Below are 25,977 nucleotides of genomic sequence, written 5' to 3' on the forward strand. Positions count from 1 at the left end.
CGGCAAGAGGCCATGGAAGAATTGGCACATTTGGCGGAAGCCATTGCCTATCATGATGAACGCTATCACCAACAGGATGCGCCAGAAGTCTCAGACGCAGAATATGACGCGATGCGCCGCCGCAATGATGAGATTGAGGAACGGTTTCCCAATCTGGTGCGGCAGGACAGCCCGACCAACCGGGTGGGCTTTGAGGTCGCTGACGGCTTTAAAAAAGTCACCCACCGGGTGCCTATGCTGTCGCTGGGCAATGCCTTTTCTGATGAAGACCTCGAAGATTTTGTCGATCGGGCCAAACGCTATTTCGCCCGCGATGCCGGGCTGGAACTTGGTTTTACCGCCGAGCCGAAAATCGATGGGCTTTCCGCCTCGCTGCGCTATGAAAATGGCGTGTTCGTGCAAGGTGCAACGCGGGGCGACGGCACCGAAGGTGAGGACATCACCGAGAATTTGAAAACCATTGCCGACATTCCAAAAAAGCTTGAAGGCACTGATGTGCCGGATGTGTTTGAAGTGCGCGGCGAAGTCTATATGTCCCACGCCGAGTTTGAGCGCTTGAACAAAGAACTCGAAGCGCAGGGCAAGGACACTTACGTCAATCCGCGCAACACAGCCGCTGGCTCGCTACGCCAACTGGATTCGAGGGTGACGGCGGCGCGTAATTTGAATTTCTTCGCTTATGCTTGGGGCGATGTATCTGAGTTGCCCGCAGAAACACAGTTTGATGTGGTGCAAAAGCTGGGCGACTGGGGCTTCAAAATCAATCCGATGATGAAGCTGGTGACCAGTGTCGAGGAAATGATTGCCCATCACACCATGATTGGTGAAGAGCGGGCGTTGCTCGGCTATGACATTGACGGGGTGGTTTATAAACTCAATCGTCTGGATCTACAGCAGCGGTGGGGCTTTGTGGCCCGCGCGCCGCGGTGGGCCATTGCCTATAAATTCCCGGCAGAAAAAGCGATCACGCGGCTCAATGATATTGAAATTCAGGTGGGGCGCACGGGCGCACTGACCCCGGTGGCGAAGCTGGAGCCGGTGACGGTAGGCGGTGTGGTCGTGTCCAACGCCACCTTGCACAATGAAGATGAGATTGAGCGCAAAGGCGTTCTGATCGGCGATATGGTGACCATACAGCGGGCGGGCGACGTAATCCCGCAAGTGTTGGGGCCTGTGCTGGATCATCGTCCGGACGATGCGCGTATGTTTGAAATGCCGGAAACCTGTCCGGTTTGCGGATCGCCTGCGGTGCGCGAGGTGAACGAAAAGACAGGCAAGCTGGATGCGGTGCGGCGCTGCACGGGTGGCCTGATCTGTTCGGCGCAGGCGGTGGAACATCTCAAGCATTTTGTGTCGCGCAATGCGATGGATATTGATGGCCTTGGGGCCAAGCAGGTTGCTGCCTTCTTTGAAGAGGGCCGTGTGAAAACCCCGGCTGATATTTTCACGCTGCAGGAGCGCGACGAAGCGGCGCTGCAAAAGCTGAAAGACCAGGAAGGCTGGGGCAGCACTTCGGTTCGCAAGCTGTTCGAAGCCATCGACGAGACACGCACGCCAGAGCTGGATCGGTTTATCTTTGCGTTGGGCATTCGCCATGTAGGGGAAACCACAGCGGCCATGTTCGCGCGCAATTTCGGCAATTTTGCAGATTTTGAAAAAGCAGCCCGAGACGCCGCGGCTGGTGATCACGCTGCGCGGGAAAGTTTTATCGCCATTGATGGCATTGGCGAAACGGTGGTGAATTCACTGGTCGATTTCTTTGCCAATGAGCAGAATATGGAAGCGCTCGATAAATTGCTCGAACAGGTCAATCCCAAGACCTATGAAGTGGTAAGCGCTGACGAGAGTCCCGTAGCGGGCAAAACCATTGTCTTTACCGGCAGTTTGGAAAAAATGTCCCGTTCAGAAGCCAAGGCGATGGCCGAGCGGTTGGGCGCGAAAGTTTCTGGTTCTGTGTCGGGCAAAACCGATATTCTGGTGGCCGGGCCGGGGGCTGGTTCTAAACTCAAAAAAGCGCAAGATTTAGGCGTGACGACCATGGACGAAGATGGGTGGTTTGAGCTGATTGAAGGGCTTTAGAGGATGGCACGGGCGGCATTAGACTATTTGAACGATCCGAAATATGTCGTGCAAGTGAACCCGTTGCCCGCGGGCACCCATTGGGGACCGGAAGGCGCGCCAATGGTGATTTCAACGCCGCGCGAAATTTATGATTTGATGGCGCGTGTGCCAGAGGGCCAATTTATGCTGGCCGATGATCTGCGCGATTATTTGGCGAAAAAGCATAATGGATTTGTGACCTGTCCGCTCACCACTGGTATTTTTATGAATATTGCCAGCAAAGCGGCTGAGGAGTTGCGTGAGCAAACCGGCGAGGTGGGCATGGCCTGGTGGCGGACCGTGAAAAAGGCTGGTGCGCTGAATGAAAAAGCGCCGGGTGGGCCGGAAAATCAAAAGAAATTGCTTGAGGCTGAAGGCCATGAGCTGCTGCCAAAAGGCAAGAAGAATTTCAAATTGGCGGATTTGGAACGCAACCGATTTATCCTGTCATAAAGAATTTTCATTAGACAGAGTGTCAATTTTGTCCAAGACTTGCGGCCTTGATCATTTAGGCTGTGGCTATGGATTTACAATCGCAAGAACACGCAACATCAGTGGATTTATCCCGAGGTGAGCGCGCCAAATTTTGGCGCGAGGCGCGGCATTGCGATTTGGAATGCCTCACCGCCACCTTCCGCACCCACCGTTATGCGCCACACACTCACGATACATTTGTGATTGGAGCTATCGTTTCAGGCCAGCAGCAACATAAGCTGAAGGGCAGTGAATCTATTGGCGGTGCGGGGTCGGTTTTTATGATCAACCCTGAAGAAGTGCATGATGGTCGGCCGCTGGAAGGCGGGTACAGCTATCGCATGCTTTATCCTTCGGTGGAGTTGATGCATGAAATCGCGCGGGATTTGCCTGGTGCGGCGCCGAGTGGCAGTTTGTTTTTCCAAGATTTGATGGTGCAAGACACGGCTTTGGCGACGCACCTTTTGCGCCTGCATGCGCAATTGGAACAAAGCCTTGACCCACTGGAAAAGGATGAAGCAATTTATCTGGCGTTGGGCGAGGTGATTGGTCGCTATGGCAGTTGGCGCAAAGAGCCGATTGTGGGGCGTGCACCTAAAGCTGTGCGGGATATGTGCGATTATATGCAAGCGTATTTCAATCAAGATGTGGATCTGGATCAATTGTGCGCCTTGTCTGGCATGTCTAAAAGCTATCTTGTCCGGGTTTTCGCTAAACATATGGGGCAAACGCCGCACTCCTTTTTGACCGATGTGCGCGTGCGGCAGGCGCGGGCGCAATTGGCGCTGGGCCATGAGCCAGCTGACGTGGCTATTGATTGCGGCTTTTACGATCAAAGCCATCTTAATCGCCACTTTAAAAAACGCATTGGTGTTGCCCCCGGGGCCTACCGCAATATCGCTTAGAATGGATAGATGAATGAGTGAGATCAGTGGCGAAATGCCTCTGCGCGAAAGCGATTATATTGCCGGGATCAAGCATATTGCGCCGCTCTTGGTGGCCATGGTGCCAATCTCATTGGTGTTTGGTGGCTTGGCCGCGCAAAAGGGCCTGAGCCCTTTGGAAGTCGGTTTAATGAGCGCCGTGGTTTTTGCAGGCGGGTCGCAATTTGTGGCCATTGATTTTTGGGCCAGCCCGGTGCCATGGGCCGCGATTATCTTTTCGGCATTGTTGGTGAATGTGCGCCATATTTTGATGAGCGCCTCTCTGGGCCTCAAAACTCGGCATATGGGGTGGGGCAAGCAGATGATCGCCTATATGTTTTTGGCTGATGAGATTTGGGCCTTGTCTGAACATCGTGGGCGCAAGCAACATCTCAGCTTTGCGTTTTATATGGGGCTGGTGACGCCATTCTATCTCAATTGGGTGTTGATGACGGCCTTTGGCGCGTTGCTGGGCAAAATGTTTGTCGATCTCGACCCGGCGCAATATGGGTTGGATTTTGCCTTTCCGGCGATCTTTATCGGCCTGATTGTGGGGTTCTGGAAAGGTAAGAGCACCGCCATGGTGTTGGCGGCCAGCGGGGCGGCTGCGATCCTCACCAAAACCTATGTGGATGGCGCATGGTATATCGCGGCGGGTGCAGTGGCTGGCATGTTGGTGGGCGCGTTCACGGCTGACCCTGAAGAATATAAGGGAGCATTGGACCGTGGCTGAAGTGTTTAGCGTTGACCCAATGGTTCTGGCCACCATTCTCGGCATGGGACTGGTGACCTATTTCACCCGTGTTGCGGGTCTGGTGATTGTGCGGTTTTTCACCATTCAAGGGCGTGCCCGTGCCGCCTTGGAGGCGGTGCCTGCTGCCGTGCTGATGGCGGTGATCGCGCCGACCATTCTGGCCACTGGCCCGGCTGAAAGTCTCGCCGCATTGATCACGTTGTTGGTGGCTTTCCGTTTGCCGCTTTGGGCGGTTGTGGTTGTGGGCGTGATATCTGTCGTGGCATTGCGGAGCGTGTTTGGTCTATTCTAGGTTTGATTCTAATTCTTGGGATAAGTCCTTATGACCAAAGCAAATTTCTACATTATCATGATGGTGCTGGGCACCGTTTTGCCGTGGCTGTTTTTCGCGCCCTATTTCGCGCAAACGGGGTTTGATATCGGCCAATATTTCCAGAGTCTGTTTATGGCCAACGGGCTTGCCGCCGGGTTCAGCATTGATGTTTTGCTGTGCATTGCCCTGTTTTGGGTCTGGTCGTTTTGGGATGCGCGGGAGCAAGGCATTCGTAGCTGGTGGCTGGTTTTGCCAGCCTGTTCATTTGTCGGCTTGTCGTTAGGTTTGCCGCTCTATCTCTATTTGCGCGAAACGCAGCTCAATAAAGCCCGATAAGGGCGAACAGCGCACCGGCAGCACCGCCGGCTAACACCAATATCCATGCGGGCCATTTTAGCCGCCAAAGGATTGCAAAGCCGATCAGGGCGATGGTCCAATCCAACGGTTGGTTGAGGGCCTGCATGGCTATCGGATTGATCAGGGCTGCCGCGAGTAGGCCAACCACCGCCGCATTGGTGCCGAGCAACGCTTTGCGGGCGATTTGATTGGTCCGCAGCCCTTGCCAGATCGGCAGGGCACCATAGGTGAGCAAAAAGCCGGGTATGAAAATGGCGGTGGCCCCAATCAGCACGCCAGTCAATGGCGTATCGCTGGCCATGGCGCCCAAATAGCTGGCGAAAGAGAAGATCGGGCCGGGCAGGGCTTGGGTGGCGCCATAGCCAGCCAAAAATAGATTTTGATCCATCAGGTTCGGCACCATTTCAGCTTGCAGCAGCGGCAGCACCACATGGCCGCCGCCAAACACCAAGGCCCCGGCCCGGTAAAAAATATCGGCCAGCGCGAATGAGGTTTGGTTTGTGCTCGCGGCAAGAAGGGGTAGGGCAATAAGCAAGATGAAGAAGCTGGCAATGGCCGTGCCATGCGACCATGCGAAACGCGTGGCCTGTTCGTTGCTTTGCGCTTGGGCGGAAGGAGCTTCCAAAATCAGATAGCCGATGATTGCGCCGAGAATGATGGCGAGGATTTGCCCCACAAAGCCTGTGAGCAACAGGCAAAGGATCAGTGCGCCCACGGCAATGAGTGCCCTGTATGTGGTGTTGGCGAGGCTTTGGGCCATCCCGAGTACGGCATGGGCCACAATCGCCACGGCGATCAGCTTCAGCCCGCGGATCAGGCCCTGGCCAAGATCGCCTTGCAAAAGCGGGATGACCGCCGCGAAGCCCAAGAGAATAAGGATGGAGGGTAGGGTGAAGCCCAGAAATGCCGCGATGCCGCCCAAGATGCCGCCGCGCTGCACGCCGATGGCAAAGCCGACCTGCGAGCTGGCGGGGCCAGGCAGAAATTGGCACAGCGCTACCAAATCAGCATATTGCGCATCATCAAACCATTTGCGCCGGTCCACAAACTCCGTGCGGAAATAGCCCAAATGGGCCACCGGGCCGCCAAATGAGGTGAGGCCCAGTTTCAGGAAGATGCTGAAAAGTTCAAAAAAGGCACGCATGGTCGGTCCGTGTCGGCAGGATGATGCGTGCCTTTTGCTTTTATATGGCGCGCGTTGCCTGTTTTAACCATTCTTGCTTGTCATCTTCAAGACGGTCGGCAATCAGCTCATAGCATTTCTGATGATAATCATTCAGCCATTCAATTTCTTCCGGCGTCAGCAGATCTTTTTCGACCAGGCGTAGATCAATTGGCGTGTAGGTGAGGGTGTCAAATTTCAAGAACTTCTCGTTCTTTTCGCTGGGCACCACCATGATCAGATTTTCAATGCGGATGCCATATTCACCTTCAAGGTAGAAGCCCGGCTCGTTGGAGAGGATATTGCCTTCTTCCAGCACATTGTGATTGACGCCAGAGATGCCACAGGGCCCTTCATGCACACCCAGCAGTGCGCCCACGCCATGGCCCGTGCCATGTGCATAGTTCAATCCTTCATTCCAGAGGAACTGGCGGGCCAAAACGTCGAGATGCGCGCCTGTTGCGCCTTTGTGGAAGTGCACGCGGCTCAGGGCGATCATGCCTTTGAGGACCAAGGTGAAATGCTTGCGCTGGTCGGGCGTTGTGTCGCCCGTGGCCATGGTGCGGGTGATGTCGGTGGTGCCGTTGCGATATTGGCCGCCACTATCCACCAGCATCAACTCGCCCGGATTGAGCGTGCGGCTTGTATTTTCAGATACGCGATAATGCACGATGGCCCCGTTCGGGCCAGACCCGGAGATGGTTTCAAAGCTGATGTCCAACAGTTCATTGGACTGGCGGCGGCAATCTTCCAGTTTTTCGACGATTTCAATCTCGGTGAGTTTGCCTTTCGGGGCCTCATCATCGAGCCACGATAGGAAACGGGCCATCGCCAGCGCATCTGATGTTTGCGCCGCTTTCATGCCTTCAACTTCTGCCGCATTTTTGCGCGCTTTGGCGATCACCACCGGGTCTTTGTCTGTGATGATGGTTGCGCCAACGGACTTGGCGAGATTGACCAATTTGATGGGGGCCGTTGCATCGTCAAACCAAACGCTGTCGGTATACATCGATTTTAGCGCTTCTTCGAGCTCTTCAATCGGTTCCAGCACGGTCACATCGCTTAATTCGGCTTGAATCACAGGGTTGATTTTTTCCGGCTGCACGAAAAAGCGTGAGGCGCCGGATTGTGGCACAATCGCGAAGCCCAGGCTGACGGGCGTGTTTGCGATATCACTGCCGCGAATGTTGAGTAGCCAGTTGGTGGATTCTGGCAGGGTGAGCACCAAATAGTCAGCGCCTTTTTCAAGCATTTGCTTTTGCAATTCGGCGAGCTTGTCGCTGGCGCTCTTGCCGGTCTGCGCCACTTCCAACGTATAAATATCGTTGGTTGGCGGTGCGGGGCGGTCTTTCCAAATCGCGTCGACCAGATTGCTCACTTCAACGAGCTTAATGCCTTTGGCCGCGAGTTTTCGGTCCAGAGTTTCGACTTCTTTGGGGGTATGCAACCAACCGTCATAGCCAACTTTTTGCCCCTTTTTAAGATTGGCGATAAGCCAATCACCTGTTGCCGTTGGGCTTAGGTCAACAATTTCAAAGACATCGGTGTCTGTCTGGGTGGGGGCCTGCAATGTATAGCGCCCGTCTACGACCAGGGCAGCTTTATCTTGCGCCACGATTGCGGTGCCGGCGGAGCCTGTGAAGCTGGAAATGTAGCTGAGCCGTTCGTCGCCAGCCGGTACATTTTCGCCACGATGTGCATCGGCGCGGGGCACCAAAAAAGCATCGACTTTTTTGGTTTTCATCTTTTTACGCAATGCCTCGACACGCGGGCCAACCAGCTCTGGATTGGCGCGTTCTTCAAATGTTTGAAATCGGTTTGCTTTTGTGTTGGCAGACATTGTCACCGTGGTCCTTTTGGTCATACGTGCATACGTCCCCGCCAAAAATGGACGAGCCATGCTTTTGTTGCATGGCTGGAGTGCGAAAGCAGGGGCTACTAAAAAAATTTTACCGCGCTACATTGGGTTATCAGATTACGAGATGCAAGTGGGTTCGCCCAATTTGCCAAGGAGAAATAAGATGACACATAAATCAGGTCTTTTCCGCAATATGTTCGACGCGATGGTGGCAGCACGTTCTAAGCAAGCAGAGCGCCAAATCGCCCATTTCATGAACGCGAATGGTCGCGACTACAAATAAGCGAACAAAAAGTTCGCCTGCATAATTTAGATAGGGTTTAAGAAATGACTGAGAAAAAAAACTTCTTCCGGAATATTGTGAGCGCGATGTCTAAAACACGTGATTTTCATGATCCACGCGAGCAGCAAAACTTTGTGGCAACACAATCGTACCGCAACTTGCTGGGTTCATATGATCACACAAACGGCTTCTAAATAGCCGTAAAAGCCGAGCTATTCGGCTTTTAGTGTTAGGATCGACCAATCACCCTTCTCGCTTTGTGCGAGGAGGGTTGTTTTTTGTGCGGTGTAGGCCGCGATCACATCTTCGGCCTGCCGCGTTAGCAAGCCTGCCAGAATGATTGTCGCGCCGGGTTTCGCTTGTTTGATCAATTCCGGGGCCAATTCGATCAGTGGTCCGGCCAGAATGTTGGCCATGATCAAATCAAAGGGGCCATGTTCGGCAAATATCGGATGATCAAACCCATCAGCCGTTTCAGCGATGATTTGATCCAGCACGCCATTGATCTCCGCATTTTCAATGGTGACCTCAACCGCTTTGGGGTCAATGTCGGTGGCCAGAATATTCAGTTCGGTGCGTTTGGCGGCAGCGATGGCCAAAATCCCAGTGCCCGTGCCCAAATCCAAAATGGCTTCTGGCGTGTTGTCTTGCAAATATAGATCGAGTGCCGCGAGGCAGCCGGAGGTGGTTTCGTGGTGCCCGGTGCCAAAGGCTTGGCCAGCATCAATTTTGATGGGGATCACATTCTCGTCGCTCGGTGCGTCATCATGCGAGCCATGGACATAAAATCCCCCCGCCTCAACGGGCTTCAGCCCTTCCAGCGAATGGGCCACCCAGTCTTTGTCCGGCACCGGGGCCACTTCAAATTCAACATCGTCGCCCAACACTTGCTTGGCCAGTGTATTGAATTTTTCAATGTCCGGCTTTTCATCGCATGTGGCTTCAAACACCCAATGTTCGCCATCCGGGCCTTCATAGGCCACAGCGGAAAGCGCCATATCTTCCAGTTCACTGACCGCATCGACCAGCTTATAGGCTTCTTCTTTGGTTAGGGGCACGCTGATCTGGTTAAGTGACATGGATTAAAGTCTCACGGTTTTTGAACAAAGCTTTCCAGCACCTTCTTGCGGCCCACGGAGGGAAAGTCAATGCTCAGCTTGTTGCCATCGACGGCGGCGACGGTGCCTTCGCCAAATTTCAAATGCAGTACTTTGTCGCCCACCTTATAGCGCGATGAGGAGGCGGGATTGACCGACCGGGCCACCAATTCGCCTTCGATCGTGGGGCCGCGGTCTTTGCCACGGCTTTGATGTTGCCGTTGGGCGCGTTGCCAACCGGGTGTTTCATAAACGCTTTCAAATGGATCACGGCGATCAAACTTGGTGGCCTGATCGCGGCCGCCATAATTGATGCCACCATAGGAAGAGCCTGTGTCTTTGACTTCCACTACATCGGCAGGCAGTTCATCAAGGAATCGGGACGGAATGGCAGATTGCCACAAGCCATGAATGCGTCGGTTTTGCGCCAGGCTTAATTTGGCGCGTTTACGCGCCCTTGTGATGCCCACATAGGCGAGGCGACGTTCTTCTTCCAGTCCAGCCTTGCCGGATTCATCCAACGCCCGCTGGTGGGGGAACAGGCCTTCTTCCCAACCGGGCAGAAACACAGTGTCGAATTCCAAGCCCTTGGCGGCGTGCAGGGTCATGATGGACACGGCATCGTCCGCATCGCCGCTGTCGCGGTCCATTACCAGCGAGATATGCTCCAAAAAGCCGCCAAGCGTTTCAAACTCTTCCATAGAGCGGATGAGTTCTTTCAAGTTTTCCAACCGTCCCGGCGCATCGGCAGATTTGTCATTCTGCCACATTTGGGTGTAGCCGCTCTCGTCCAAAATGGCTTCAGCCACTTCAGAGTGGGGCAGGGTTTGCAACCGCATGGCCCATTCATCAAATTGGCTCAGCAGGCCGCGCAGGGTGGAGCGTTGTTTCGGCTTTAGCTCGTCTGTTTCCACCAATTCGCGGGTGGCTTGTACCAGCGGTATGTTGGCCGCGCGGGCCGCATCGTGCAGCATGGAAATGGTGGCGTTGCCCAAGCCGCGCTTGGGCACGTTGACAATGCGCTCAAACGCCAAATCGTCAGCTGGCTGGGTCACAATACGCAAATAAGCGAGGGCGTCGCGGATTTCCTTGCGCTCATAAAAGCGCGGACCGCCGATCACGCGATAGTTCAAGCCCAGCGTAATGAAGCGATCTTCAAATTCGCGCATTTGGAACGAAGCGCGGACCAGAATGGCCATGGAGTTCAGCTTATGGCCCTGGCGCTGCAATTGCTCGATATCTTCGCCGATATTGCGTGCTTCCTCTTCCGAATCCCATACCGAGGTCACGGCAATCGGTTCGCCTTCTTCGCCCACATCGGTTTGCAATGTTTTGCCCAACCGGTCTTCATTGTGGGCAATCAGATGGGAGGCTGCTTTCAGGATTTTTGAGGTAGAGCGATAGTTCCGTTCTAGGCGGATTACTTTGGCGCCGGGAAAGTCTTTCTCAAAGCGCAAAATATTGTCCACCTCAGCGCCGCGCCAGCCATAGATGGATTGGTCGTCGTCGCCCACCACGCATACATTGGCGGTTTCGCGATGTTCGTTGGGTTGCGCCAGCAGCCGCAGCCACAAATATTGCGCCACGTTGGTATCCTGATATTCGTCCACCAAGATATATTTGAAGCGCCGATGAAACTCGGCCAGCACAGTTGGATTGTCTTTAAAAAGACGAATGCCTTCCAGCAGTAAATCGCCGAAATCGGCGGCGTTCAGCACCTTCAAGCGTGCCTGATATTGCTGATAGATTTTCACCGCTTTGCCGTCGGCAAACACGCCTGCATCGGCAGCGGAAAGCTGGCTGGGTTGCAGCCCTTTGTTTTTCCAGCCATCGATCACATGGGCCAGTTGGCGCGCGGGCCAGCGTTTTTCATCTACATTTTCGGCCTGCAGCAATTGCTTGAGCAGCCGGATCTGATCGTCTGTATCGAGAATGGTGAAATCGGACTTGAGGCCCACAAGTTCGGCATGGCGACGTAAGATACGGGCGCCGATGGAGTGGAAGGTGCCCAGCCAGGGCATGCCTTCAATGGCCCCGCCGACGAACTTGCCGATCCGCTCTTTCATTTCGCGGGCGGCCTTGTTGGTGAAGGTCACCGACAGGATTTCGCCCGCGCGGGCCCGGCGTGTCGCCAAGATGTGGGCGATGCGTGTGGTGAGCACACGGGTTTTGCCTGTGCCTGCACCCGCCAACACCAGCAAAGGCCCATCCACGGACTCAATCGCATTGCGTTGTTCCGGGTTGAGGCCCTCTAAATAATTTGGTGTTTGCGCGCCCAATTGAGAAGTGATCGGGCCAGCGCCTAAACCTTGTGGTTTTGCTGGTCTATCGGTCATTCGGTCCGTTTCGAATCTCTTTTTGTTCTTTATAGGGGAGACATACTTATTTGTATATGTCGAGAGCCAAAAGCCCTTGTGAGGCTTGCGCTGTGCAATGTCAAATTCGTGCAACGCTATCGTTGGGCGGAAATTCCGATGCCAATGCAAAAAGCGGTTAAATTTGAATCGGTTGGCGAAGGCAATGAATCTATTGATTCAATGCTCATTGTCTTCTGGTCGGCGATGGGATTGCCAGTGGCTTCATACCGAAAATGAGAGTCAAATGAATCGCTTGCGGCGGAAACTCATTATGGCGCGTGAGATTGGACCCGCGTTAAGGAAAGGCGCGGGTGTGGCAGTTAAAAGAAGAATTTAAAGCGTTGGATTGACTTGAAAATTTGAATTGAATGACCACCTGAGCATGAGATATTCTGTCGCCATTGGGGGAAATGATGAAAGCTGCTGTTTGCCGGGCCTATGGGCCAGCCGAGAATGTGAAAATCGAAGAGGTGGACAAACCGACCCCGGCGGACGATGAGGTGCTGGTGAAGGTGATGGCTTCAACGGTGGAAATTGCGGATGTGCGCATCCGGGCCTTGCGTGTGCCAAAAGGACTGTGCTTGATGACGCGGATGGCGATGGGGTTGTTTAAACCGAAATATCCGGTTTTTGGGCTGCAATATTCAGGCGTGATTGAAGCGGTGGGCGCGAATGTAAAGGCGTTTTCCGTGGGGCAAGCGGTTGTGGGCTCCAATGGTTTTCATCTTGGGGCGCATGCCGAATATATTACGACAAAGCAGGATGGGGCTCTGGCGCTTAAGCCAGAGAGTTTGACGCATGAAGAGGCTGTTGCCGTCCTATTTGGCGGCAGCACTTCGCTTGGCTATTTTGATGCTGGCGGCGTGAAGGCAGGCAACACTATCTTGATCAATGGTGCCTCAGGTGCGGTGGGCGTTGCAGCTGTTCAGCTTGCCAAACATTTGGGCGCGACGGTCACCGGCGTGTGTTCCAGCAAAAATGTGGAGTTGGTCAAATCGCTGGGTGCTGATCATGTGATTGATTATACCAAGGAAGACTTCACTGCCACCAAAGACAAGTTTGACTTTGTGATGGACAATGTGGGCAATGCCTCCTTTGCCAAGGTGAAACATATGCTCAAGCCCAATGGCAAAACATTGGTGGTGATTTTTGCGAGCGCGATTGAGATGATCAAAGTCTTGACCAACAAACGGGCGATCATGCTCTCAAGTGACTCTGAAAAAGAGGTGCTGAGCGGCAAAATGTTTAGCCGCCTGATGCAATTGGCCGAGCAGGGGGCGTTAGAGCCGGTGATCGACACCAGCTTCCCCTTTGAGAAAATTGCAGACGCGCACCGTTTGGTGGATGGTGGTCATAAGGTTGGCGTCGTGCCGGTGCGCATTGCGTCCTAAGCACCATTGACTGTTCCCACAACCAATTGCCGCATGGCGGCATTATAGTGCTGTTCATCTGCGCCATCGGCGATGGCGCGAGCAGCTTGGTCAAATGCGGCTGACAGCAAATCTGCGATCGCATTGAGATGCGTTGGCACAGCGCCTTTCTGCTCGAACGCGGCTTTGAGGCCCACAATCAGTTCCTGCCGCGCGTTCTCTCCGTCAATTTGTGCCATTTCCTCATTGCCCAAAAAGGCGGGGCCAATATCGAGCAGCAGTTTGGTGCGGCCGGGCACCTTCATGGCGCGGAAATAGGCTTCAGTGCCGTTGATCAGTGAGGTAAGGGGATCATTGATGTCGAGGTCTGCCTTGGCGATCTCTTTGGCAATTTCTTCTGATTCCATCACCAGAATAGCGCGTAATAGGTCGGCCTTATCCTTGAAGTGGTGGTAAAGCGCGCCCCGCGTCACCTCAGCATTTTTCACGATGGCGGGCGTGCCAGTTTCTGCATAACCCTCTGAAATAAATAGTTTTCGTGCCGCTGCAATCAATTGCGCACGGGTGGTCTCTGACCGTTCTTTATTCGATCTGCGGTTTTTTGTTTGCATACATACAGCCTGTATGTTAATTGAAATATACATACAGATTGTATGTTATTTTCGATTGGGAGAAAAGAGATGAAAACAACTTCCTATTATCCGGTGATCATGGTGGAAGATGTGGCGCAAACGGTGGCGTTCTTCACGCAGCATTTTGGGTTTGTGCCGCGCTTTGAGAGCGACTGGTATGTGCATTTGCAATCCGAACTTGTTGAGACAAGCAATATTGCGGTTCTGCAATATAATCATCCGACCGTGCCCAAAGCGGCGCAGGCGAAAACGCAGGGGCTCATTCTCAATTTTGAAGTGGAGGATGTGGACGCCCAATATGAGCGGTTGAAGGGCGCAGGTTTGCCGTTATTGCTGGATATTAAAAGCGAAGAGTTTGGACAGCGGCATTTCATAACGGCTGATCCAAATGGCATCATGATTGATGTGATTCAGCCCATTCCGCCGAGTGCAGAGTTTGCAGCGCAATATGATCCGTCTGCTTTGCCCCAAGGTGAGGGGACCGCGCCTTAAAGGTGTTCTTCTCGGCTTTGTTCGACCAGCGCTTTGTTGAAGCTGGCGAGCGCCTTGACGTGGGTGACCCACCCCACTTGCTTCATGCGTTTGCCCGATCCATCCATCACGGGCAAGCGCGATTCATCGGCCGCATCAAAGGCGCGCAGCGCCGTTTCCAACGTATCGCCGGTTTTGAGCCATGGTTTGCCCGACAGAATGTCAAAGGGCGGCTCATCCTCATTTTTGACATAGGGCGACATAAAATCGCGCACCCGATAATATTTGACGAAATGGGCGTGCGGCCCTTCTTCCAGCATGATGCCGCGCGTGTAGAGCTGCCAGTAAAAGAAGGAGCGGCCCATCACGGCCTGAGTGAGGCCGGTAGCAATGGACACGGCAAACAAAAGCGCGATGGAGAAGGCGAAGCCGCCTGTCAGCTCAAAGATCATCACTGTGGTGGAGATGGGCGCCCCCAGCACGGCAGCGGCCACAGCGCCCATGCCGATGATGGAATAAAGCGCCTCGGATGAGGCGAGCTCCGGGAATACGCTGGCGGCCATAAGGCCAAAGGCACCGCCAGTCATCGCGCCGAGATAAAGGGCAGGCGAGAAGATGCCGCCGCCAAAGCGGGATGCCAGCGTGATGGCGGTCGCCGCGGTTTTCGCAATGATTAGCGTCAGCATGGTCCAAAGGCCCATCTGATTGGTGAGAGCCGCGTTTGTGGCCTCATAGCCAACGCCTAACACTTGCGGGAATCCCAAGGCGATAATGCCAACCAGAAAACCGCCAATTGCCGGGCGAAAATAATCGCGAACGCGGAAGTGGCGGGCCACCCAATCGGTGCCGATCAATGACGTTTGAAAGGCAATGGCTACGGCAGCGCAGGTAAGCCCTAAAAGTGCGAAGGCGGGGATCTCCCAATAGGATGTGATTTGAAAATCTGGCACCAAAAAGGCCGGGTTGTCGCCGAACCAGGCGCGGGACATTGTGGACGCGATCACAGAGGCGATCACAATCGGCACAAAGGCGGACATGGCGAAATGGCCCAATATCACCTCGTGGGCGAACAGCACGCCGGCGATGGGCGCGTTAAAGGACGCCGAAATCGCGGCGGCAACGCCGCACCCGAGCATAATCCGCCGGGATGAGGGGGGCAGTTCAAAGAAACGAAACAGGGACTTTGATACAGAGGCTGCGAAATAGACCACTGGTCCTTCTCGGCCCGCGCTGGCCCCAAAACCCAAGGAGATCGCTGAGATGGCGCTGGCGACGATGGAATTGCGCAAAGATAGCTTTTTGCCAGCATGGGTGCGGGCCTCGATCACGTCGGCGACACCACCCGGGCGCGCATCTCGTCGCCAAAAATACATGATGATGCCGACAATGACACCGCCGATAACGGGGCCCGCAATGACGTAATACCAGGGCAAAGCGGCCAGGCGCTCCAAATAGAGCTCAGAGGCGGTTTGAATCCACAAATATTGGACGGCCCCAATGGCGGAGCGAAACAGGATGGCGACGGCGCCACCGGTGACCCCGGCGGCAATGGCGAGTAGCCACAATTTTGGCTGTTGCGTGGCCTGAAAGCTTGCAATGTGCGGATGCACCCATTTTTGAACGACGCGGTAGATCAGGCGGGCATTTTTGGCCATTTTTGTGGTGTACTCTCCTCCAACACATATTGCGAACCGTTCTTAATTGATAAGCCTTAATTTGGGGTAAGGGCAAGAGTTGCACCAAGAAATTGGCCAACAATGCCAAATTTTTGCGCGGAAATCTTGAATTGAGGGCGTGACGTAGGTCGCCGAAAGTTTTAACCTTTTGGCAAGTTTTGTTTAGGGTTTGGATCGCTCGTGTTAAATCGCGTTTACATTGCAATCGGCATCTTGCTCATTTTGGTCATGGCCGCGGCCTTTGTTGTGCCCCGCTTTTACGACTGGAATGTCTATCGGGATCGCGTTGAGGCCATTGCTGCTGAGGCGTTGGGCACTGATGTGGCGATTCGTGGTGATTTGTCGTTCACCTTGCTGCCTCAGCCGCAAATGACCATCTCCGACATTGTTGTTGGTGATGAAAACGCCCCGCTTTTGGAAGTGGAGCGCGCCGACGCGCACCTCAATCTCATGGAGTTTTTGCGGGATATTTATGCCGTCCAGCGACTGAATCTAGATGGGGTCAAGCTTCACCTGACGCTGGATGAGCGCGGCGGGTGGCGCATGCCCATTCAGTTGCCGCAAGATGTGCCGCAGGGCAATGTGTCGATTGAGGATGCTGTGTTGAGCAACGCTGAAGTTGTCTTGGCTGACCAGCGCTCGGGTGAGAGCTGGCGCATGCAGCAGATCAATGGACATTTGAGTGCAGCCGGGCTGCGCGGGCCATTCGCTTTTGAGGCGACAGGCACCATGTCGGCCCAGGATTATACCATTCGCTTGACCAGTTCAGAGCTGAACCCGAAGGGCAATATGCGCTTGAGCGCTTTTGTTGCGCCCATTGATCGGCGCTTTTCTCTCGATGCCGAGGGCGTGCTTTATACAGGGGGCGCACGGGCACGCTTTGAAGGGGAAAGCGATTTGCGGGTGAAGCCACAGCGGCGCGATGAAAATGATGTGCGTGGCGACCTGACATTGAAAACGCAGATCGCGCTGGATGCTGAGGCGCTGACCATTGAAGAGTTCAATTTGGTGCCTGATGAGAACCGCGCCGGCACGCGGCTGGTGGGCAATGCTGAATTGTCCTTGGGCGCCGAGCGACAGTTTGATGCGTTGATTTCAGGCGGGGTGGTGCCGCTTATACCGCAGGACGCGCTGCGCGACCGTACAACTGATCCTTACGCATTGGTGGAGCTGTTGATCAATTTGCCACCGCCGCCAGAATTTGATGTGGCAGGTGGCAATCTGCAAGTGGATATTGGCGAGCTTGGCTTGGGCGATTTCTCCTTGCGCGACGTAGCGGCAGATCTCGCCTTGTCTGGTGGCAAGTGGCAGGTGCAATCATTTACCACGCGGCTGGCGGGCGATAGCACCTTGTCTATGTCGGGGGAACTGATTGAAGCACAAGGGCATGCGGCTTTTGACGGGGCCTTTTCCTTTACATCAGAGCGATTGGACGCTTTGGCGCGCGGCTGGCGCAGCTTCACCGATGATAATCCGCTCTTTGGTGCCACGGCGCAAGGCAATGGCCGTTTGCGCCTGTCTTCCAGCGGGGTCAATATTGCAGCCGAAAAATTCAGGTTGGATGATGACGAGTTCGACTTCGTGGTCGATTGGCGGGAAGAGAAGGCCCGGCGATTGGTGTTTAATGCGGACTTTGGCCAATGGGGCGCGCAAAGCACAGAACGGCTTTTGGCATTTTTGCCTGAAGTGGGCAGCGATCAAAAATTCAATCAAACGTTTCCGCTTGGTCGCTTTAAAGTGAATGCCGACCAATTGGTGTTTGATGAGATGCCGTTGCGCGGTGCAACATTTAGCGGCAAATGGTCGAAGGCGGGTATTGAGGTGGATGATTTCACCGCCAACGATGTAGCGGGCGTGTCGATCCAATCGTCAGGCATCTTGGCAGGCACTTTAGAGAAGCCGCAATTGTCTGGCACCGCGCGGTTGGATGTGCAACCCAGCGCAGATGTGTCCCGTTGGGCTGCGTTTTGGCCGGGGGGAATGCACCCAAAACTCGTCGATATCCTTACGACCAACCGGCCAGCCCGATATGAAGTTGAGTTGATGGCGCCGCAAAACCAAGCGCAAAAGATCTCAGTTGAGGCCGTGAATGCGGATTTGAAATTGGATGCTGCGTTTGATTTTGGCGAAGGCATTTTCAACGCGGCGACGGCGCCATCGGTTGGGGCCGTGTTTATTTCTGCGCGCCACGGGGCGGCTCTTTTTGACGGGTTGCAATTGGACGGCGGCGATTTTGAGCAAAGCACACCGGCGCAGCTTTCTTTCGAATATCAGGGCACTTTGTCCAATTCAATTGAAGCTGAAATTGGCTATGAGGCCGGCAGCACGGAGTTGGGCTATAAAGGCTCTCTGATCGTGTCTGATCTGTCCAACCTTCGTGGCCGAGGCAGTCTGCAGGGCGAAGTGAGCGATATGGAAGGGTTCTCCACACTTGTGGGGCTGAATGGTCTCTTCCTGCCCGATCTGAAGGGCAGCGCAACGCTCAAATTCACCGGACAGGAAAAATATGAGCTGACGGACATTAAGGTGCGGGCGGCAGATGAGGATGTGACGGGTCAACTCAGCATGAGCCGCTTGGGTGAAAGCGCTGTTTATTCAGGCGGCTTGCGTGTCTCACGCCTTAGTGTTGATGGGTTGGCTGAATATCTGGGCGGCCCCACCGCAATGCTCAATAGCGGGGCGCAGATTTGGCCAGATGGTCCGTTTAATATTGCTGCGAATGGGCGCAAGCACCGAGGTCGAATTGACATTGATACCCCTTTGATTATGGCGGGGGATCGTCCGTTCCTCACGGGGGTGAGTTTCGATTTGAGCTGGACCGCCAATGAAAACCGCATTCGCAACCTTTTGGGCGCGCGGGGGGAAGGTGAAGTCGGGCTGGACGTGACCATTTGCTGCTATGGCAGCGAAGCACAAAAGCAGTTGAACGGCCGCTTCCGGCTGGATGGTGTGGCGTTGAGTGATGTGTTGGTCGGCCCTGCATCCAACACCTTGTCGGGCTTTATTGATGGCGCGGGTCGCTTTTCCACGCGCGGTGGCGATTTTGCACAGATGATCACGGGCCTTGGTGGTGAAGGCAGTTTTTCAGTTGTCGACTTTGCGATCGAAGGGGTGAACAGCGAAATCTTTGCCAAAATTGGTGCCATGGACAATTTGACAGATTTATCGCCGGAAGCGTTTAAAGCGCAAATCGATACGGATTTGGCGCAAGGGCGCATAGACGTGCCTGAGGCGGAAGGCCTGTTCACGGTGGCCAGTGGCAAGATGTTGCTGCGGAATTTCTCCGTGGAAGATGCACGGGCGCGATTGTTTGGTGATTTGACGCTTGATCTTTCGCAATTCGGATTGTCGGGGGATTGGATGCTGACCCCCACACAAGCGTTTGGTGATGGCAGCGTGCTGAGCGAAAATGCTGCCCAGATTGCCTATCGTGTGGCGGGGAATTTGTTTGCCCCGATTGTGGATGTGGATGTCGGCCCCATGGCCGACGCGATCCAAATGCGCGCGTTTGAACTCGAAGTTGAGGAGCTGGAGCGGTTGCGGGCTGAGCAGGAGGCCCGCTCTCGGGCGCAAGCGGAAGAGCAGCAGCGGCGCATGGCGGAACAAGCTGCCCGTCTGGCCAAAGAAGAGGCGGCGAAGGCACAAGCTGAGGCTGAACGACGCGCGGCAGAGGAAGCAGCGCGACAGCAGGAGCAACAGCAAAATACGGATGTACCGCCACTCGAACTCAATGTGGACGAGCCAATCGCATATGACCCGGACACAGGGGAGCCGATCTATTTTGATCCCAACGCGCTATATCTTGAAGAGCAGGCACCGCTGGATTTGACAGACGGGCTGGAGTAGATCGTCAAACGTCTGACGAGTCAGGACCAGTTTGCTTTTGCTGCAACCAATCCAGAACGCTGAGGCGCAGTGCGGAAGCCAAATTGGTTTCGACGCGGGATTGGTCAATGCTGGCGATAAAGTCGGCCAAGGACAGGTTTTGTTCTTTGGCCATTTTTTCAATGAGCGTCCAAAACTCTGGCTCAAGCGCAACGCTGGTGCGGTGGCCGGCAATGGTGATAGAGCGCTTTTTCATCAAAGGGTTGGCTAGGGTTTCTTGCGGAAAGAATCAAGGCTAACAACGTTTTCGCCTTCTTCTTCTTCGCCCTTATCTTCAGAGGGGGCTTCGTTCTCCGCAGCAGCTTCGCCTTTGTCGCCATTATCTGCGGCCAACTGAGTGGCGGGTAGATCTTCAAGGTCTTCTTGGCTTTCGCCGTTCTCGTCCATCACGTCGAATTGCAGTCCAAACTGCACGGAAGGATCGAAAAAGCCCTTAATGGCGGAATAGGGGACAACCAAAATTTCTGGCTGGCCATCAAACGACAAGCCAACTTCAAAACCAGTTTCATGGGTTTTGAGGTCCCAATATTGGTTTTGCAGCACAATGGTCATTTCATTTTTGTACTGATCCAGCAAACGCTGGGAAATGCGCACGCCTGGTGCGGTGGTTACGAATGAGATGAAGAAGTGATGTTCGCCTGGCAACCCCGTTTTGGCTACTTCGTTCAGCACTTTACGGACCACCCCGCGCAACGCTTCTTGAGCCAAAATATCGTAACGAATGAGGTCTTCTGCCATTTGGGCGCACCTTTTTGCTGTCGAGAATCTCTAGAGCTGCATAACAGACTTAATTTGCCATGAAATGCAAGGGGATGAAACCTTCATCTAAGAAATAATTGAGGCAATAAAGTGCAGGCTTCTGTTGCCAGGTGCCTGCGAACCCCGCCTAGTCCTTGCTAGAGGAAAAGGGCTTTAATTCGAGGTGTCGAACCGCATTACGCAGCTAGACGTGCCTCAGCGATGTTGTCATTTGCAACTATCATAATGGTCCGATACGGTGGTACCATGCCGAGCGAAAGATAACCCTTTACACCCTCGTCGATCCTATTTCGCCCCCATAATCAGCGACTTATCAAAAGCCGATCCGATATTTGGTGGAGGCGCCGGGTACCGCCCCCGGGTCCGAATGGTTTATTCCGATTTCCATTTATCGCCATAGCTGTTGCCAGCACCTCCTATATAGGTGCTTTTTTGCGGATTGCAAAGGGGCGAAAAGTGTAAACAGACTTTACAGTTGGGTTAAGCTGTGGAAATGTTTTGATATTCAGCCGGGGGGCTCGAATTTGCGGCAATTGGTTCAAGAGAGGAACGACCTATGAGCAAACACCTAGAAGAAATCCAAAAATATGATGCAGGCGCTGATGCGAGCATTGTTGACAATATGGCGAAAACCTATCGCCTGGTTTTGTCAAAGCGCGATAGTGCCTTTGTCGCAACATCTGATCCGGATGAGTTGAAAACAGTGCGTGAAAACTTTTTGAAGAAGAAGTTGGGCCTTACGGACAGCGACGACAAATTGGACGCGGTGATTGCCGAAGTGGCCGAGGAAATGAAGGCTGATCGCATGAAAGAGCGCCTGACATTTTATTATCTGTGCGCCAAGAAAACCGGCAAATTGAGTGTATTTGCCTAATAGGTCTGCTCATTTGATGTTTATGGCGCCGCCTCATTGATTTGGGGCGGCGTTTTTTCTCGCCTTTTTGTGATTGGCTTGTGATGCGACCGGCTTCTAAATTCAAATGGTGACATCAAGGTGTAAGGGATAAAGCATAATGGATCGTCGTCAGTTTTTAGGTTTGAGCCTTGTGGGCGTAAGTTTTTTAGCGGTTTGCCCAGCGTTGGCGCAGTCCTCCACCGCAAAAATCTTTACTGGCCTTGTGCCGGGCACCGCTGTTGGCGGCTACGACGCGGTGGCCTATTTCACCCAGGGTGAGGCCGTGAAGGGTGATGCAGGCATCACATTGGACTATCAAGGCGCGACGTGGCGCTTTTCGAGTGCGGAAAACAAAGCCATGTTTGAAGCCAATCCGGAAAAATATGCGCCGCAATATGGTGGCCATTGTGCCTTTGCCGCCGCGAAAGGCTATTTGGCCAAAGGCGACCCCGAGGCGTGGCACATTGAAGATGGCAAGCTTTATTTGAACTTTAACAAGCAAGTGCAGCAGATGTGGTTTCAGGACATTCCGGGCTATATCAAAGCGGCCAACGCCAATTGGCCGGGCCTGAGCAAATAGGTTTAGCGCCCATCGGTTGGGCAAAAGCGGCGATTTTGGCGTACATCACCAAGAGAATCGCCTATATTTGCGCCCATGCAAGCTTATTTAGACTTACTCACGCATGTGATGGAAAATGGTGTGGACCGGGGCGACCGTACGGGGACCGGTACACGTGGTGTGTTTGGCTACCAAATGCGGTTTGACCTTGAGAAAGGTTTTCCGCTGGTGACCACCAAAAAACTTCATTTGCGCTCAATCATTCATGAGCTTTTGTGGTTTTTGATGGGTGAGACCAACATCAAATATTTGCAAGATAACAAAGTGCGCATTTGGGATGAATGGGCCGATGAAAATGGCGATTTGGGGCCAGTATATGGTTCGCAATGGCGTTCATGGCCTGCCCCCAATGGCGAAAGCATTGATCAGATCACCAAGCTGATCGACGGCATCAAAAACAATCCCAACTCGCGGCGGCATATTGTGACGGCGTGGAACCCGGCAGAAGTGGACAATATGGCGTTGCCACCTTGTCATTGCCTGTTCCAGTTTTTTGTGGCCGAGGGTAAATTGTCCTGCCAGCTTTATCAGCGGTCGGCTGACATATTTTTGGGCGTGCCTTTTAACATTGCTTCCTATTCATTGCTCACGCACATGGTGGCGCAGGTGACGGGGCTGCAAGTTGGTGAATTTGTGCATTCCTTTGGCGATGCCCATATTTATCACAACCATTTTGATCAGGTGCGTTTGCAGCTTACGCGTGCGCCGCGTCCCTTGCCAAAATTGCTGATCAATGAAGAACGCACATCAATCTTTGACTTTGCTTATGAAGATTTCGGCTTTGAAGGGTACGACCCATACCCGACGATCAAAGCGCCCATTGCGGTATGAGCGGAAAATCACTCGCTGAGTTAACAAAAAAAGTTGCCGAAGTATCAGACACCTACGCGCAGCGCTGCAGCATTGAGCGTGATGATGACTGGTATTTGATTAAAATTGGCGAAGAATTGGGTGAGCTAAACGCAGAGTATTTGCGTATGACTAACAGAGGCCGGTTTGACGCGACGCACACAAGGGATAAGGTGCAGACAGCATTGTCAGACGAGCTGGCCGATGTTTTTGCGCAAATATTGCTCTTTGCGCAGCACAATCAGATCGACATCGAGGCGGCATTGGCTCGAAAATGGTTTAAGTATTTACCGCAGGAAGAAAACTAAATGACAACGCCAGATGAAATCAAAATCGCTTTGATTGCGGCCGTTCCCAAAAACCACATTATTGGTATTGATGGGGATATGCCGTGGTATTTGCCGTCAGATTTTCAGTTTTTCAAGGCGACAACCATGGGGAAGCCCATGGTGATGGGGCGCAAACAATATGAAACCGTGGGGCGTCCGTTGCCCGGTCGCACCAACATTGTGGTGACGCGGCGAGAAGGGTATCAACCCGAAGGGGTTTTGGTGATCAATGATATTGATGCGGCAATTGATCACGCGAAACAGATCGCAGCGGCTGATAAGGTTGATGAAGTGATGATCATTGGCGGTGGCGAAATCTATGAGGCCACAATTGATCGTGCAGATCGCCTCTATATTACGCACATCGATTCAGCGCCGGAAGGCGACACGGTTTTTCCAAAGATCGACAAGAGTTGGGTTGAAGTGGATCGCCCAGCTTTTGAGCCGCATGAACGGGACACACAAAGCTATTATATCGCAACATATGAGCGCCAAAACTAATTTGGTGCAGCGATTGATTGAAAGCTATAGGTTTCCTATATAGTTGAGACACAAATCTATGCAAACTGAAGGGTAACAAATGCCTTGGAATGAAAATAACAGCGGTGGACCTTGGGGACAGGGGCCAAGCGGCGGTTCGGGAGGCGGTGGCGGTGGGCCACGTCGTCCTAGCGGTCCAAATATTGAGGACCTGTTCAAGCAAAGCCGCGAACAGTTTAAGGGCGGAATTCCGGGGGGCCGTTTGGGCATTCTGGCGATTTTGGTGTTTATTGTCGTGTTTTGGCTTTATCAAAGCATCTATCAGGTTGAAGCGCAGGAAGTTGGCGTTGAACTGTTGTTTGGTGAGCCCAAACAAGAATTTTCGCAATCAGGTTTGCACTTCCATTTCTGGCCCGTTGAAACTGTTGAGATCGTGACAACCACCCAAAACCAAACACGTATTGGTTCGGTGAGCAGCTCACGTTCAAACCAGCTTTCTGAAGGCTTGATGCTGACAGGTGACCAAAACATCGTTGATGTTGGTTTCTCTGTTCTATGGCGGATTTCAAACCCTTCTGACTATTTGTTTAACGTTGCTGACCCTGATGGCGTGTTGCGCCGGGCGGCGGAAAGCGCGATGCGTGAGGTTGTCGGTCGACGCCCAGCGCAAGACGTGTTCCGGGACAAACGTGCGGAAATCGCCGTTGAGGTTGAGCAGATCATCCAGGAAATTCTCGATTCATACGGCGCCGGTATAAACATCAATGGCGTATCCATTGAGGATGCGGCTCCGCCAACCGATGTGGCTGACGCTTTTGATGAAGTGCAGCGTGCAGAACAGGATGAAGACCGTTTCCAAGAGGAAGCTCGCCAATATTCAAACACCCGTTTGGGTCAAGCCCGTGGTGAAGCTGCGCAATTGCGTGAAGAAGCCGCTGCTTATAAAGACCGCGTGGTGAAGCAAGCACAAGGTGAAGCAGCTCGCTTTACCTCTGTTTATGAAGAATATGCCAAGGCACCAGGCGTGACCCGTAAACGGTTGTTCCTTGAAACCATGGAAAGCGTTCTGTCCAAGTCCGACAAGATCATTCTTGAAGGCGGATCGGGTGTTGTCCCTTACTTGCCGTTGCCTGAAGTTCAGGCGCGTCGCAACACGAACACGGGGAATTAATCATGGGTAATCGTGCAATTATTTCTATCGTCGTCGCGATTGTGGCAATTTATTTGTTCTTCTCGTCGATTTTCGTAATCAATGAGCGTCAGCAAGCGATCGTGTTGCGGTTTGGTGAAATTACACGCGTGGTGCAAGAGCCAGGCATTAATTTCAAACTGCCAACAGACATTGTTGAATCGGTTCAAATCATCGAAGACCGCAAAATGCGTTATGAATTGGAAGATATTCGTGTGCAGGTTTCTGGCGGCAAATTCTATGAAGTTGATGCGTTTATCATCTATCAGATTGTTGATGCGCAGAAGTTCCGTGAAGCTGTATTTGGTTCAATTGCAACTGCTGAACAGCGGATTGATACCCGCCTCGAATCTGCATTGCGTCGGGTATATGGTTTGCGCCGTTTCGAAGATGCCTTGTCAGAAGAGCGGACATCAATGATGCGCGAAGCGGCAGCTTTGATCCGGACTGAAACTGAGGAAATCGGTATTGAAGTGGTGGATGTGCGCATTACGCGTACGGATTTGACCACTGAGGTTTCTCAACAGACCTTTGACCGGATGAAGGCCGAACGTTTGGCTGAAGCCGCTCGCTTGCGGGCGCGTGGTCAAGAGTTGGCTCAAACCTTGCGGGCGCAAGCCAACCGTCAAGCTGTTGAAATTGTGGCGACTGCTCAGCGTGATGCCGACATCTTGCGCGGTGAAGGCGAAGCGGAGCGTAACAATATCTTCGCTGAAGCGTTTAACCAGGATCCTGAGTTCTTTGAATTCTATCGTTCAATGCAGTCATATAGGCTCGCGCTTGAGGACAATGGCACAACCATGGTTCTGAGCCCGAATTCTGAATTCTTCCAATATTTCAGCTCTGATAGTGTTGGAGAATTTGAGAATGTGCCTGATGCATCGGCACCTGCGCAAACTGTGCCTGTAGAAGAATCTACAAGCGCGCCAGCTGAAGGCCAGCCTTCGGATCAGTAATGAAAGATCTTTTCATTGCGTTGGCATTGGCTATGTGCTTGGAAGGGCTGCTTTATGCAGCCTTTCCACAGCAAATGAAACGCGCCATTGCGTTAATGTTGGCCACACCTGAAGCACAAATTCGTGTGATCGGGCTTACAACAGCCATCATTGGCTTTATTGTGGTGTTTTGGTTGCGCGCGGGTTAGT

The 25,977-nt window shown here is 53.3% G+C and carries 26 protein-coding genes and 1 other RNA gene; 18 read left to right on the forward strand and 9 right to left on the reverse strand.

All coding sequences use genetic code 11. The features are described from left to right. Window positions 1–12 precede the first annotated feature (12 nt). The 6 genes from ligA (at window position 13) to MXMO3_RS07140 (ending at window position 4,900) form a co-directional block, all read left to right on the forward strand. Entirely contained in the window at window positions 13–2,079 is a 2,067-nt protein-coding gene (ligA, locus tag MXMO3_RS07115) for an NAD-dependent DNA ligase LigA (RefSeq protein WP_117396744.1), read from the forward strand. Between the two features lie 3 nt (window positions 2,080–2,082). Next, complete coding sequence (locus tag MXMO3_RS07120) at window positions 2,083–2,553, forward strand: MGMT family protein (protein WP_117395412.1); 471 nt, start codon at window positions 2,083–2,085, stop codon at window positions 2,551–2,553. Between the two features lie 68 nt (window positions 2,554–2,621). Beyond that, entirely contained in the window at window positions 2,622–3,479 is an 858-nt protein-coding gene (locus MXMO3_RS07125) for an AraC family transcriptional regulator (RefSeq protein WP_117395413.1), read from the forward strand. A 13-nt stretch (window positions 3,480–3,492) separates the two neighbouring features. Then, a complete protein-coding gene (locus MXMO3_RS07130; RefSeq protein WP_205468095.1) occupies window positions 3,493–4,230 on the forward strand; it encodes an AzlC family ABC transporter permease in 738 nt (245 codons plus the stop codon). A 19-nt stretch (window positions 4,231–4,249) separates the two neighbouring features. After that, window positions 4,250–4,543, forward strand: coding sequence for an AzlD family protein (locus tag MXMO3_RS07135; protein ID WP_036222029.1), 294 nt, complete (start codon window positions 4,250–4,252; stop codon window positions 4,541–4,543). Between the two features lie 30 nt (window positions 4,544–4,573). Then, window positions 4,574–4,900: a DUF2834 domain-containing protein gene (locus tag MXMO3_RS07140; protein WP_117395414.1), complete on the forward strand. Its 327-nt coding sequence runs from the start codon at window positions 4,574–4,576 to the stop codon at window positions 4,898–4,900. Here MXMO3_RS07140 and chrA read toward each other — a convergent pair. Together chrA and MXMO3_RS07150 are read right to left on the reverse strand one after the other, a co-directional pair. Then, the gene (gene chrA, locus MXMO3_RS07145; protein ID WP_117395415.1) at window positions 4,884–6,065 is read right to left on the reverse strand and encodes a chromate efflux transporter; all 1,182 of its coding nucleotides are present in this window, start codon (window positions 6,063–6,065) and stop codon (window positions 4,884–4,886) included. The genes MXMO3_RS07140 and chrA overlap by 17 nt on opposite strands. Before the next feature lie 40 nt (window positions 6,066–6,105). Next, the gene (locus MXMO3_RS07150; protein WP_117396746.1) at window positions 6,106–7,923 is read right to left on the reverse strand and encodes an aminopeptidase P family protein; all 1,818 of its coding nucleotides are present in this window, start codon (window positions 7,921–7,923) and stop codon (window positions 6,106–6,108) included. Between the two features lie 345 nt (window positions 7,924–8,268). Between MXMO3_RS07150 and MXMO3_RS18645 the strand changes: the two genes are divergently transcribed. Further along, window positions 8,269–8,418 carry a hypothetical protein gene (locus MXMO3_RS18645; RefSeq protein ID WP_156905507.1) on the forward strand — a complete coding sequence of 50 codons (150 nt, stop codon included), beginning with the start codon at window positions 8,269–8,271 and terminating at the stop codon, window positions 8,416–8,418. An 18-nt stretch (window positions 8,419–8,436) separates the two neighbouring features. On the opposite strand, the gene MXMO3_RS07160 is transcribed toward MXMO3_RS18645, so the two are convergent. Then, window positions 8,437–9,303: a 50S ribosomal protein L11 methyltransferase gene (locus tag MXMO3_RS07160; protein ID WP_117395417.1), complete on the reverse strand. Its 867-nt coding sequence runs from the start codon at window positions 9,301–9,303 to the stop codon at window positions 8,437–8,439. 11 nt (window positions 9,304–9,314) lie between these two features. Continuing rightward, window positions 9,315–11,657 (reverse strand): ATP-dependent helicase, encoded by a 2,343-nt coding sequence (locus tag MXMO3_RS07165; RefSeq protein WP_117395418.1) that lies wholly within the window; start codon window positions 11,655–11,657, stop codon window positions 9,315–9,317. Between the two features lie 434 nt (window positions 11,658–12,091). Between MXMO3_RS07165 and MXMO3_RS07175 the strand changes: the two genes are divergently transcribed. Continuing rightward, window positions 12,092–13,069 (forward strand): NAD(P)-dependent alcohol dehydrogenase, encoded by a 978-nt coding sequence (locus tag MXMO3_RS07175; protein WP_162889169.1) that lies wholly within the window; start codon window positions 12,092–12,094, stop codon window positions 13,067–13,069. Here MXMO3_RS07175 and MXMO3_RS07180 read toward each other — a convergent pair. Next, window positions 13,066–13,659 (reverse strand): TetR/AcrR family transcriptional regulator, encoded by a 594-nt coding sequence (locus tag MXMO3_RS07180; RefSeq protein ID WP_245985817.1) that lies wholly within the window; start codon window positions 13,657–13,659, stop codon window positions 13,066–13,068. The genes MXMO3_RS07175 and MXMO3_RS07180 overlap by 4 nt on opposite strands. Before the next feature lie 69 nt (window positions 13,660–13,728). Here MXMO3_RS07180 and MXMO3_RS07185 point away from each other — a divergent pair, with 69 nt between their 5' ends. After that, window positions 13,729–14,172: a VOC family protein gene (locus MXMO3_RS07185; protein WP_117395422.1), complete on the forward strand. Its 444-nt coding sequence runs from the start codon at window positions 13,729–13,731 to the stop codon at window positions 14,170–14,172. Here MXMO3_RS07185 and MXMO3_RS07190 read toward each other — a convergent pair. Further along, window positions 14,169–15,806: a chloride channel protein gene (locus tag MXMO3_RS07190; protein WP_117395423.1), complete on the reverse strand. Its 1,638-nt coding sequence runs from the start codon at window positions 15,804–15,806 to the stop codon at window positions 14,169–14,171. The genes MXMO3_RS07185 and MXMO3_RS07190 overlap by 4 nt on opposite strands. Window positions 15,807–16,007: 201 nt before the next feature. Between MXMO3_RS07190 and MXMO3_RS07195 the strand changes: the two genes are divergently transcribed. Further along, entirely contained in the window at window positions 16,008–19,673 is a 3,666-nt protein-coding gene (locus tag MXMO3_RS07195; protein WP_117395424.1) for an AsmA family protein, read from the forward strand. Window positions 19,674–19,677: 4 nt separating this feature from the next. On the opposite strand, the gene MXMO3_RS07200 is transcribed toward MXMO3_RS07195, so the two are convergent. The 3 genes from MXMO3_RS07200 to ssrA all read right to left on the reverse strand — a co-directional run bounded on the left by MXMO3_RS07200 (window position 19,678) and on the right by ssrA (window position 20,921). Continuing rightward, complete coding sequence (locus tag MXMO3_RS07200) at window positions 19,678–19,908, reverse strand: ribbon-helix-helix domain-containing protein (RefSeq protein WP_117395425.1); 231 nt, start codon at window positions 19,906–19,908, stop codon at window positions 19,678–19,680. A gap of 11 nt (window positions 19,909–19,919) precedes the next feature. Beyond that, window positions 19,920–20,450, reverse strand: coding sequence for an SspB family protein (locus MXMO3_RS07205; protein ID WP_027834428.1), 531 nt, complete (start codon window positions 20,448–20,450; stop codon window positions 19,920–19,922). 110 nt (window positions 20,451–20,560) lie between these two features. After that, window positions 20,561–20,921: a transfer-messenger RNA gene (gene ssrA / locus MXMO3_RS07210) on the reverse strand. A gap of 106 nt (window positions 20,922–21,027) precedes the next feature. Between ssrA and MXMO3_RS07215 the strand changes: the two genes are divergently transcribed. The 8 genes from MXMO3_RS07215 to MXMO3_RS07250 all read left to right on the forward strand — a co-directional run bounded on the left by MXMO3_RS07215 (window position 21,028) and on the right by MXMO3_RS07250 (window position 25,976). Then, complete coding sequence (locus MXMO3_RS07215) at window positions 21,028–21,345, forward strand: DUF2853 family protein (RefSeq protein ID WP_027834427.1); 318 nt, start codon at window positions 21,028–21,030, stop codon at window positions 21,343–21,345. A 139-nt stretch (window positions 21,346–21,484) separates the two neighbouring features. Beyond that, a complete protein-coding gene (locus tag MXMO3_RS07220) occupies window positions 21,485–21,946 on the forward strand; it encodes a YHS domain-containing (seleno)protein (protein ID WP_036221641.1) in 462 nt (153 codons plus the stop codon). A gap of 75 nt (window positions 21,947–22,021) precedes the next feature. Continuing rightward, window positions 22,022–22,816 carry a thymidylate synthase gene (locus MXMO3_RS07225; protein ID WP_117395426.1) on the forward strand — a complete coding sequence of 265 codons (795 nt, stop codon included), beginning with the start codon at window positions 22,022–22,024 and terminating at the stop codon, window positions 22,814–22,816. After that, window positions 22,813–23,142 carry a nucleoside triphosphate pyrophosphohydrolase family protein gene (locus MXMO3_RS07230; RefSeq protein WP_117395427.1) on the forward strand — a complete coding sequence of 110 codons (330 nt, stop codon included), beginning with the start codon at window positions 22,813–22,815 and terminating at the stop codon, window positions 23,140–23,142. The genes MXMO3_RS07225 and MXMO3_RS07230 overlap by 4 nt, the downstream gene beginning before the upstream one ends. Next, window positions 23,143–23,664 (forward strand): dihydrofolate reductase, encoded by a 522-nt coding sequence (locus MXMO3_RS07235; RefSeq protein ID WP_027834423.1) that lies wholly within the window; start codon window positions 23,143–23,145, stop codon window positions 23,662–23,664. 79 nt (window positions 23,665–23,743) lie between these two features. Beyond that, on the forward strand, window positions 23,744–24,814 hold the full coding sequence (hflK, locus tag MXMO3_RS07240) for an FtsH protease activity modulator HflK (protein ID WP_027834422.1): 1,071 nt from the start codon (window positions 23,744–23,746) through the stop codon (window positions 24,812–24,814). Window positions 24,815–24,816: 2 nt separating this feature from the next. Beyond that, complete coding sequence (gene hflC, locus MXMO3_RS07245) at window positions 24,817–25,788, forward strand: protease modulator HflC (RefSeq protein WP_117395428.1); 972 nt, start codon at window positions 24,817–24,819, stop codon at window positions 25,786–25,788. Further along, complete coding sequence (locus tag MXMO3_RS07250) at window positions 25,788–25,976, forward strand: DUF2065 domain-containing protein (protein WP_027834420.1); 189 nt, start codon at window positions 25,788–25,790, stop codon at window positions 25,974–25,976. The genes hflC and MXMO3_RS07250 overlap by 1 nt, the downstream gene beginning before the upstream one ends. Window position 25,977 lies beyond the last annotated feature (1 nt).

Origin of the sequence: Maritalea myrionectae (genome assembly GCF_003433515.1) — a bacterium.
GTDB lineage: Bacteria > Pseudomonadota > Alphaproteobacteria > Rhizobiales > Devosiaceae > Maritalea > Maritalea myrionectae.

Bases quoted from the DNA above. Each gene is read 5' to 3' on its own strand.
- MXMO3_RS18645 (WP_156905507.1), top strand. From the start codon at position 8,269: ATGACTGAGAAAAAAAACTTCTTCCGGAATATTGTGAGCGCGATGTCT.
- chrA (WP_117395415.1), bottom strand. From the start codon at position 6,065: ATGCGTGCCTTTTTTGAACTTTTCAGCATCTTCCTGAAACTGGGCCTC.
- MXMO3_RS07125 (WP_117395413.1), top strand. From the start codon at position 2,622: ATGGATTTACAATCGCAAGAACACGCAACATCAGTGGATTTATCCCGA.
- MXMO3_RS07190 (WP_117395423.1), bottom strand. From the start codon at position 15,806: ATGGCCAAAAATGCCCGCCTGATCTACCGCGTCGTTCAAAAATGGGTG.
- MXMO3_RS07200 (WP_117395425.1), bottom strand. From the start codon at position 19,908: ATGAAAAAGCGCTCTATCACCATTGCCGGCCACCGCACCAGCGTTGCG.
- MXMO3_RS07235 (WP_027834423.1), top strand. From the start codon at position 23,143: ATGACAACGCCAGATGAAATCAAAATCGCTTTGATTGCGGCCGTTCCC.
- MXMO3_RS07180 (WP_245985817.1), bottom strand. From the start codon at position 13,659: ATGCAAACAAAAAACCGCAGATCGAATAAAGAACGGTCAGAGACCACC.
- MXMO3_RS07225 (WP_117395426.1), top strand. From the start codon at position 22,022: ATGCAAGCTTATTTAGACTTACTCACGCATGTGATGGAAAATGGTGTG.
- MXMO3_RS07135 (WP_036222029.1), top strand. From the start codon at position 4,250: ATGGTTCTGGCCACCATTCTCGGCATGGGACTGGTGACCTATTTCACC.
- MXMO3_RS07205 (WP_027834428.1), bottom strand. From the start codon at position 20,450: ATGGCAGAAGACCTCATTCGTTACGATATTTTGGCTCAAGAAGCGTTG.
- MXMO3_RS07160 (WP_117395417.1), bottom strand. From the start codon at position 9,303: ATGTCACTTAACCAGATCAGCGTGCCCCTAACCAAAGAAGAAGCCTAT.
- MXMO3_RS07175 (WP_162889169.1), top strand. From the start codon at position 12,092: ATGAAAGCTGCTGTTTGCCGGGCCTATGGGCCAGCCGAGAATGTGAAA.
- MXMO3_RS07220 (WP_036221641.1), top strand. From the start codon at position 21,485: ATGGATCGTCGTCAGTTTTTAGGTTTGAGCCTTGTGGGCGTAAGTTTT.
- MXMO3_RS07250 (WP_027834420.1), top strand. From the start codon at position 25,788: ATGAAAGATCTTTTCATTGCGTTGGCATTGGCTATGTGCTTGGAAGGG.
- MXMO3_RS07140 (WP_117395414.1), top strand. From the start codon at position 4,574: ATGACCAAAGCAAATTTCTACATTATCATGATGGTGCTGGGCACCGTT.
- hflC (WP_117395428.1), top strand. From the start codon at position 24,817: ATGGGTAATCGTGCAATTATTTCTATCGTCGTCGCGATTGTGGCAATT.
- MXMO3_RS07130 (WP_205468095.1), top strand. From the start codon at position 3,493: ATGAGTGAGATCAGTGGCGAAATGCCTCTGCGCGAAAGCGATTATATT.
- MXMO3_RS07185 (WP_117395422.1), top strand. From the start codon at position 13,729: ATGAAAACAACTTCCTATTATCCGGTGATCATGGTGGAAGATGTGGCG.
- MXMO3_RS07150 (WP_117396746.1), bottom strand. From the start codon at position 7,923: ATGTCTGCCAACACAAAAGCAAACCGATTTCAAACATTTGAAGAACGC.
- MXMO3_RS07215 (WP_027834427.1), top strand. From the start codon at position 21,028: ATGAGCAAACACCTAGAAGAAATCCAAAAATATGATGCAGGCGCTGAT.
- ligA (WP_117396744.1), top strand. From the start codon at position 13: ATGGAAGAATTGGCACATTTGGCGGAAGCCATTGCCTATCATGATGAA.
- MXMO3_RS07230 (WP_117395427.1), top strand. From the start codon at position 22,813: ATGAGCGGAAAATCACTCGCTGAGTTAACAAAAAAAGTTGCCGAAGTA.
- MXMO3_RS07165 (WP_117395418.1), bottom strand. From the start codon at position 11,657: ATGACCGATAGACCAGCAAAACCACAAGGTTTAGGCGCTGGCCCGATC.
- MXMO3_RS07120 (WP_117395412.1), top strand. From the start codon at position 2,083: ATGGCACGGGCGGCATTAGACTATTTGAACGATCCGAAATATGTCGTG.
- hflK (WP_027834422.1), top strand. From the start codon at position 23,744: ATGCCTTGGAATGAAAATAACAGCGGTGGACCTTGGGGACAGGGGCCA.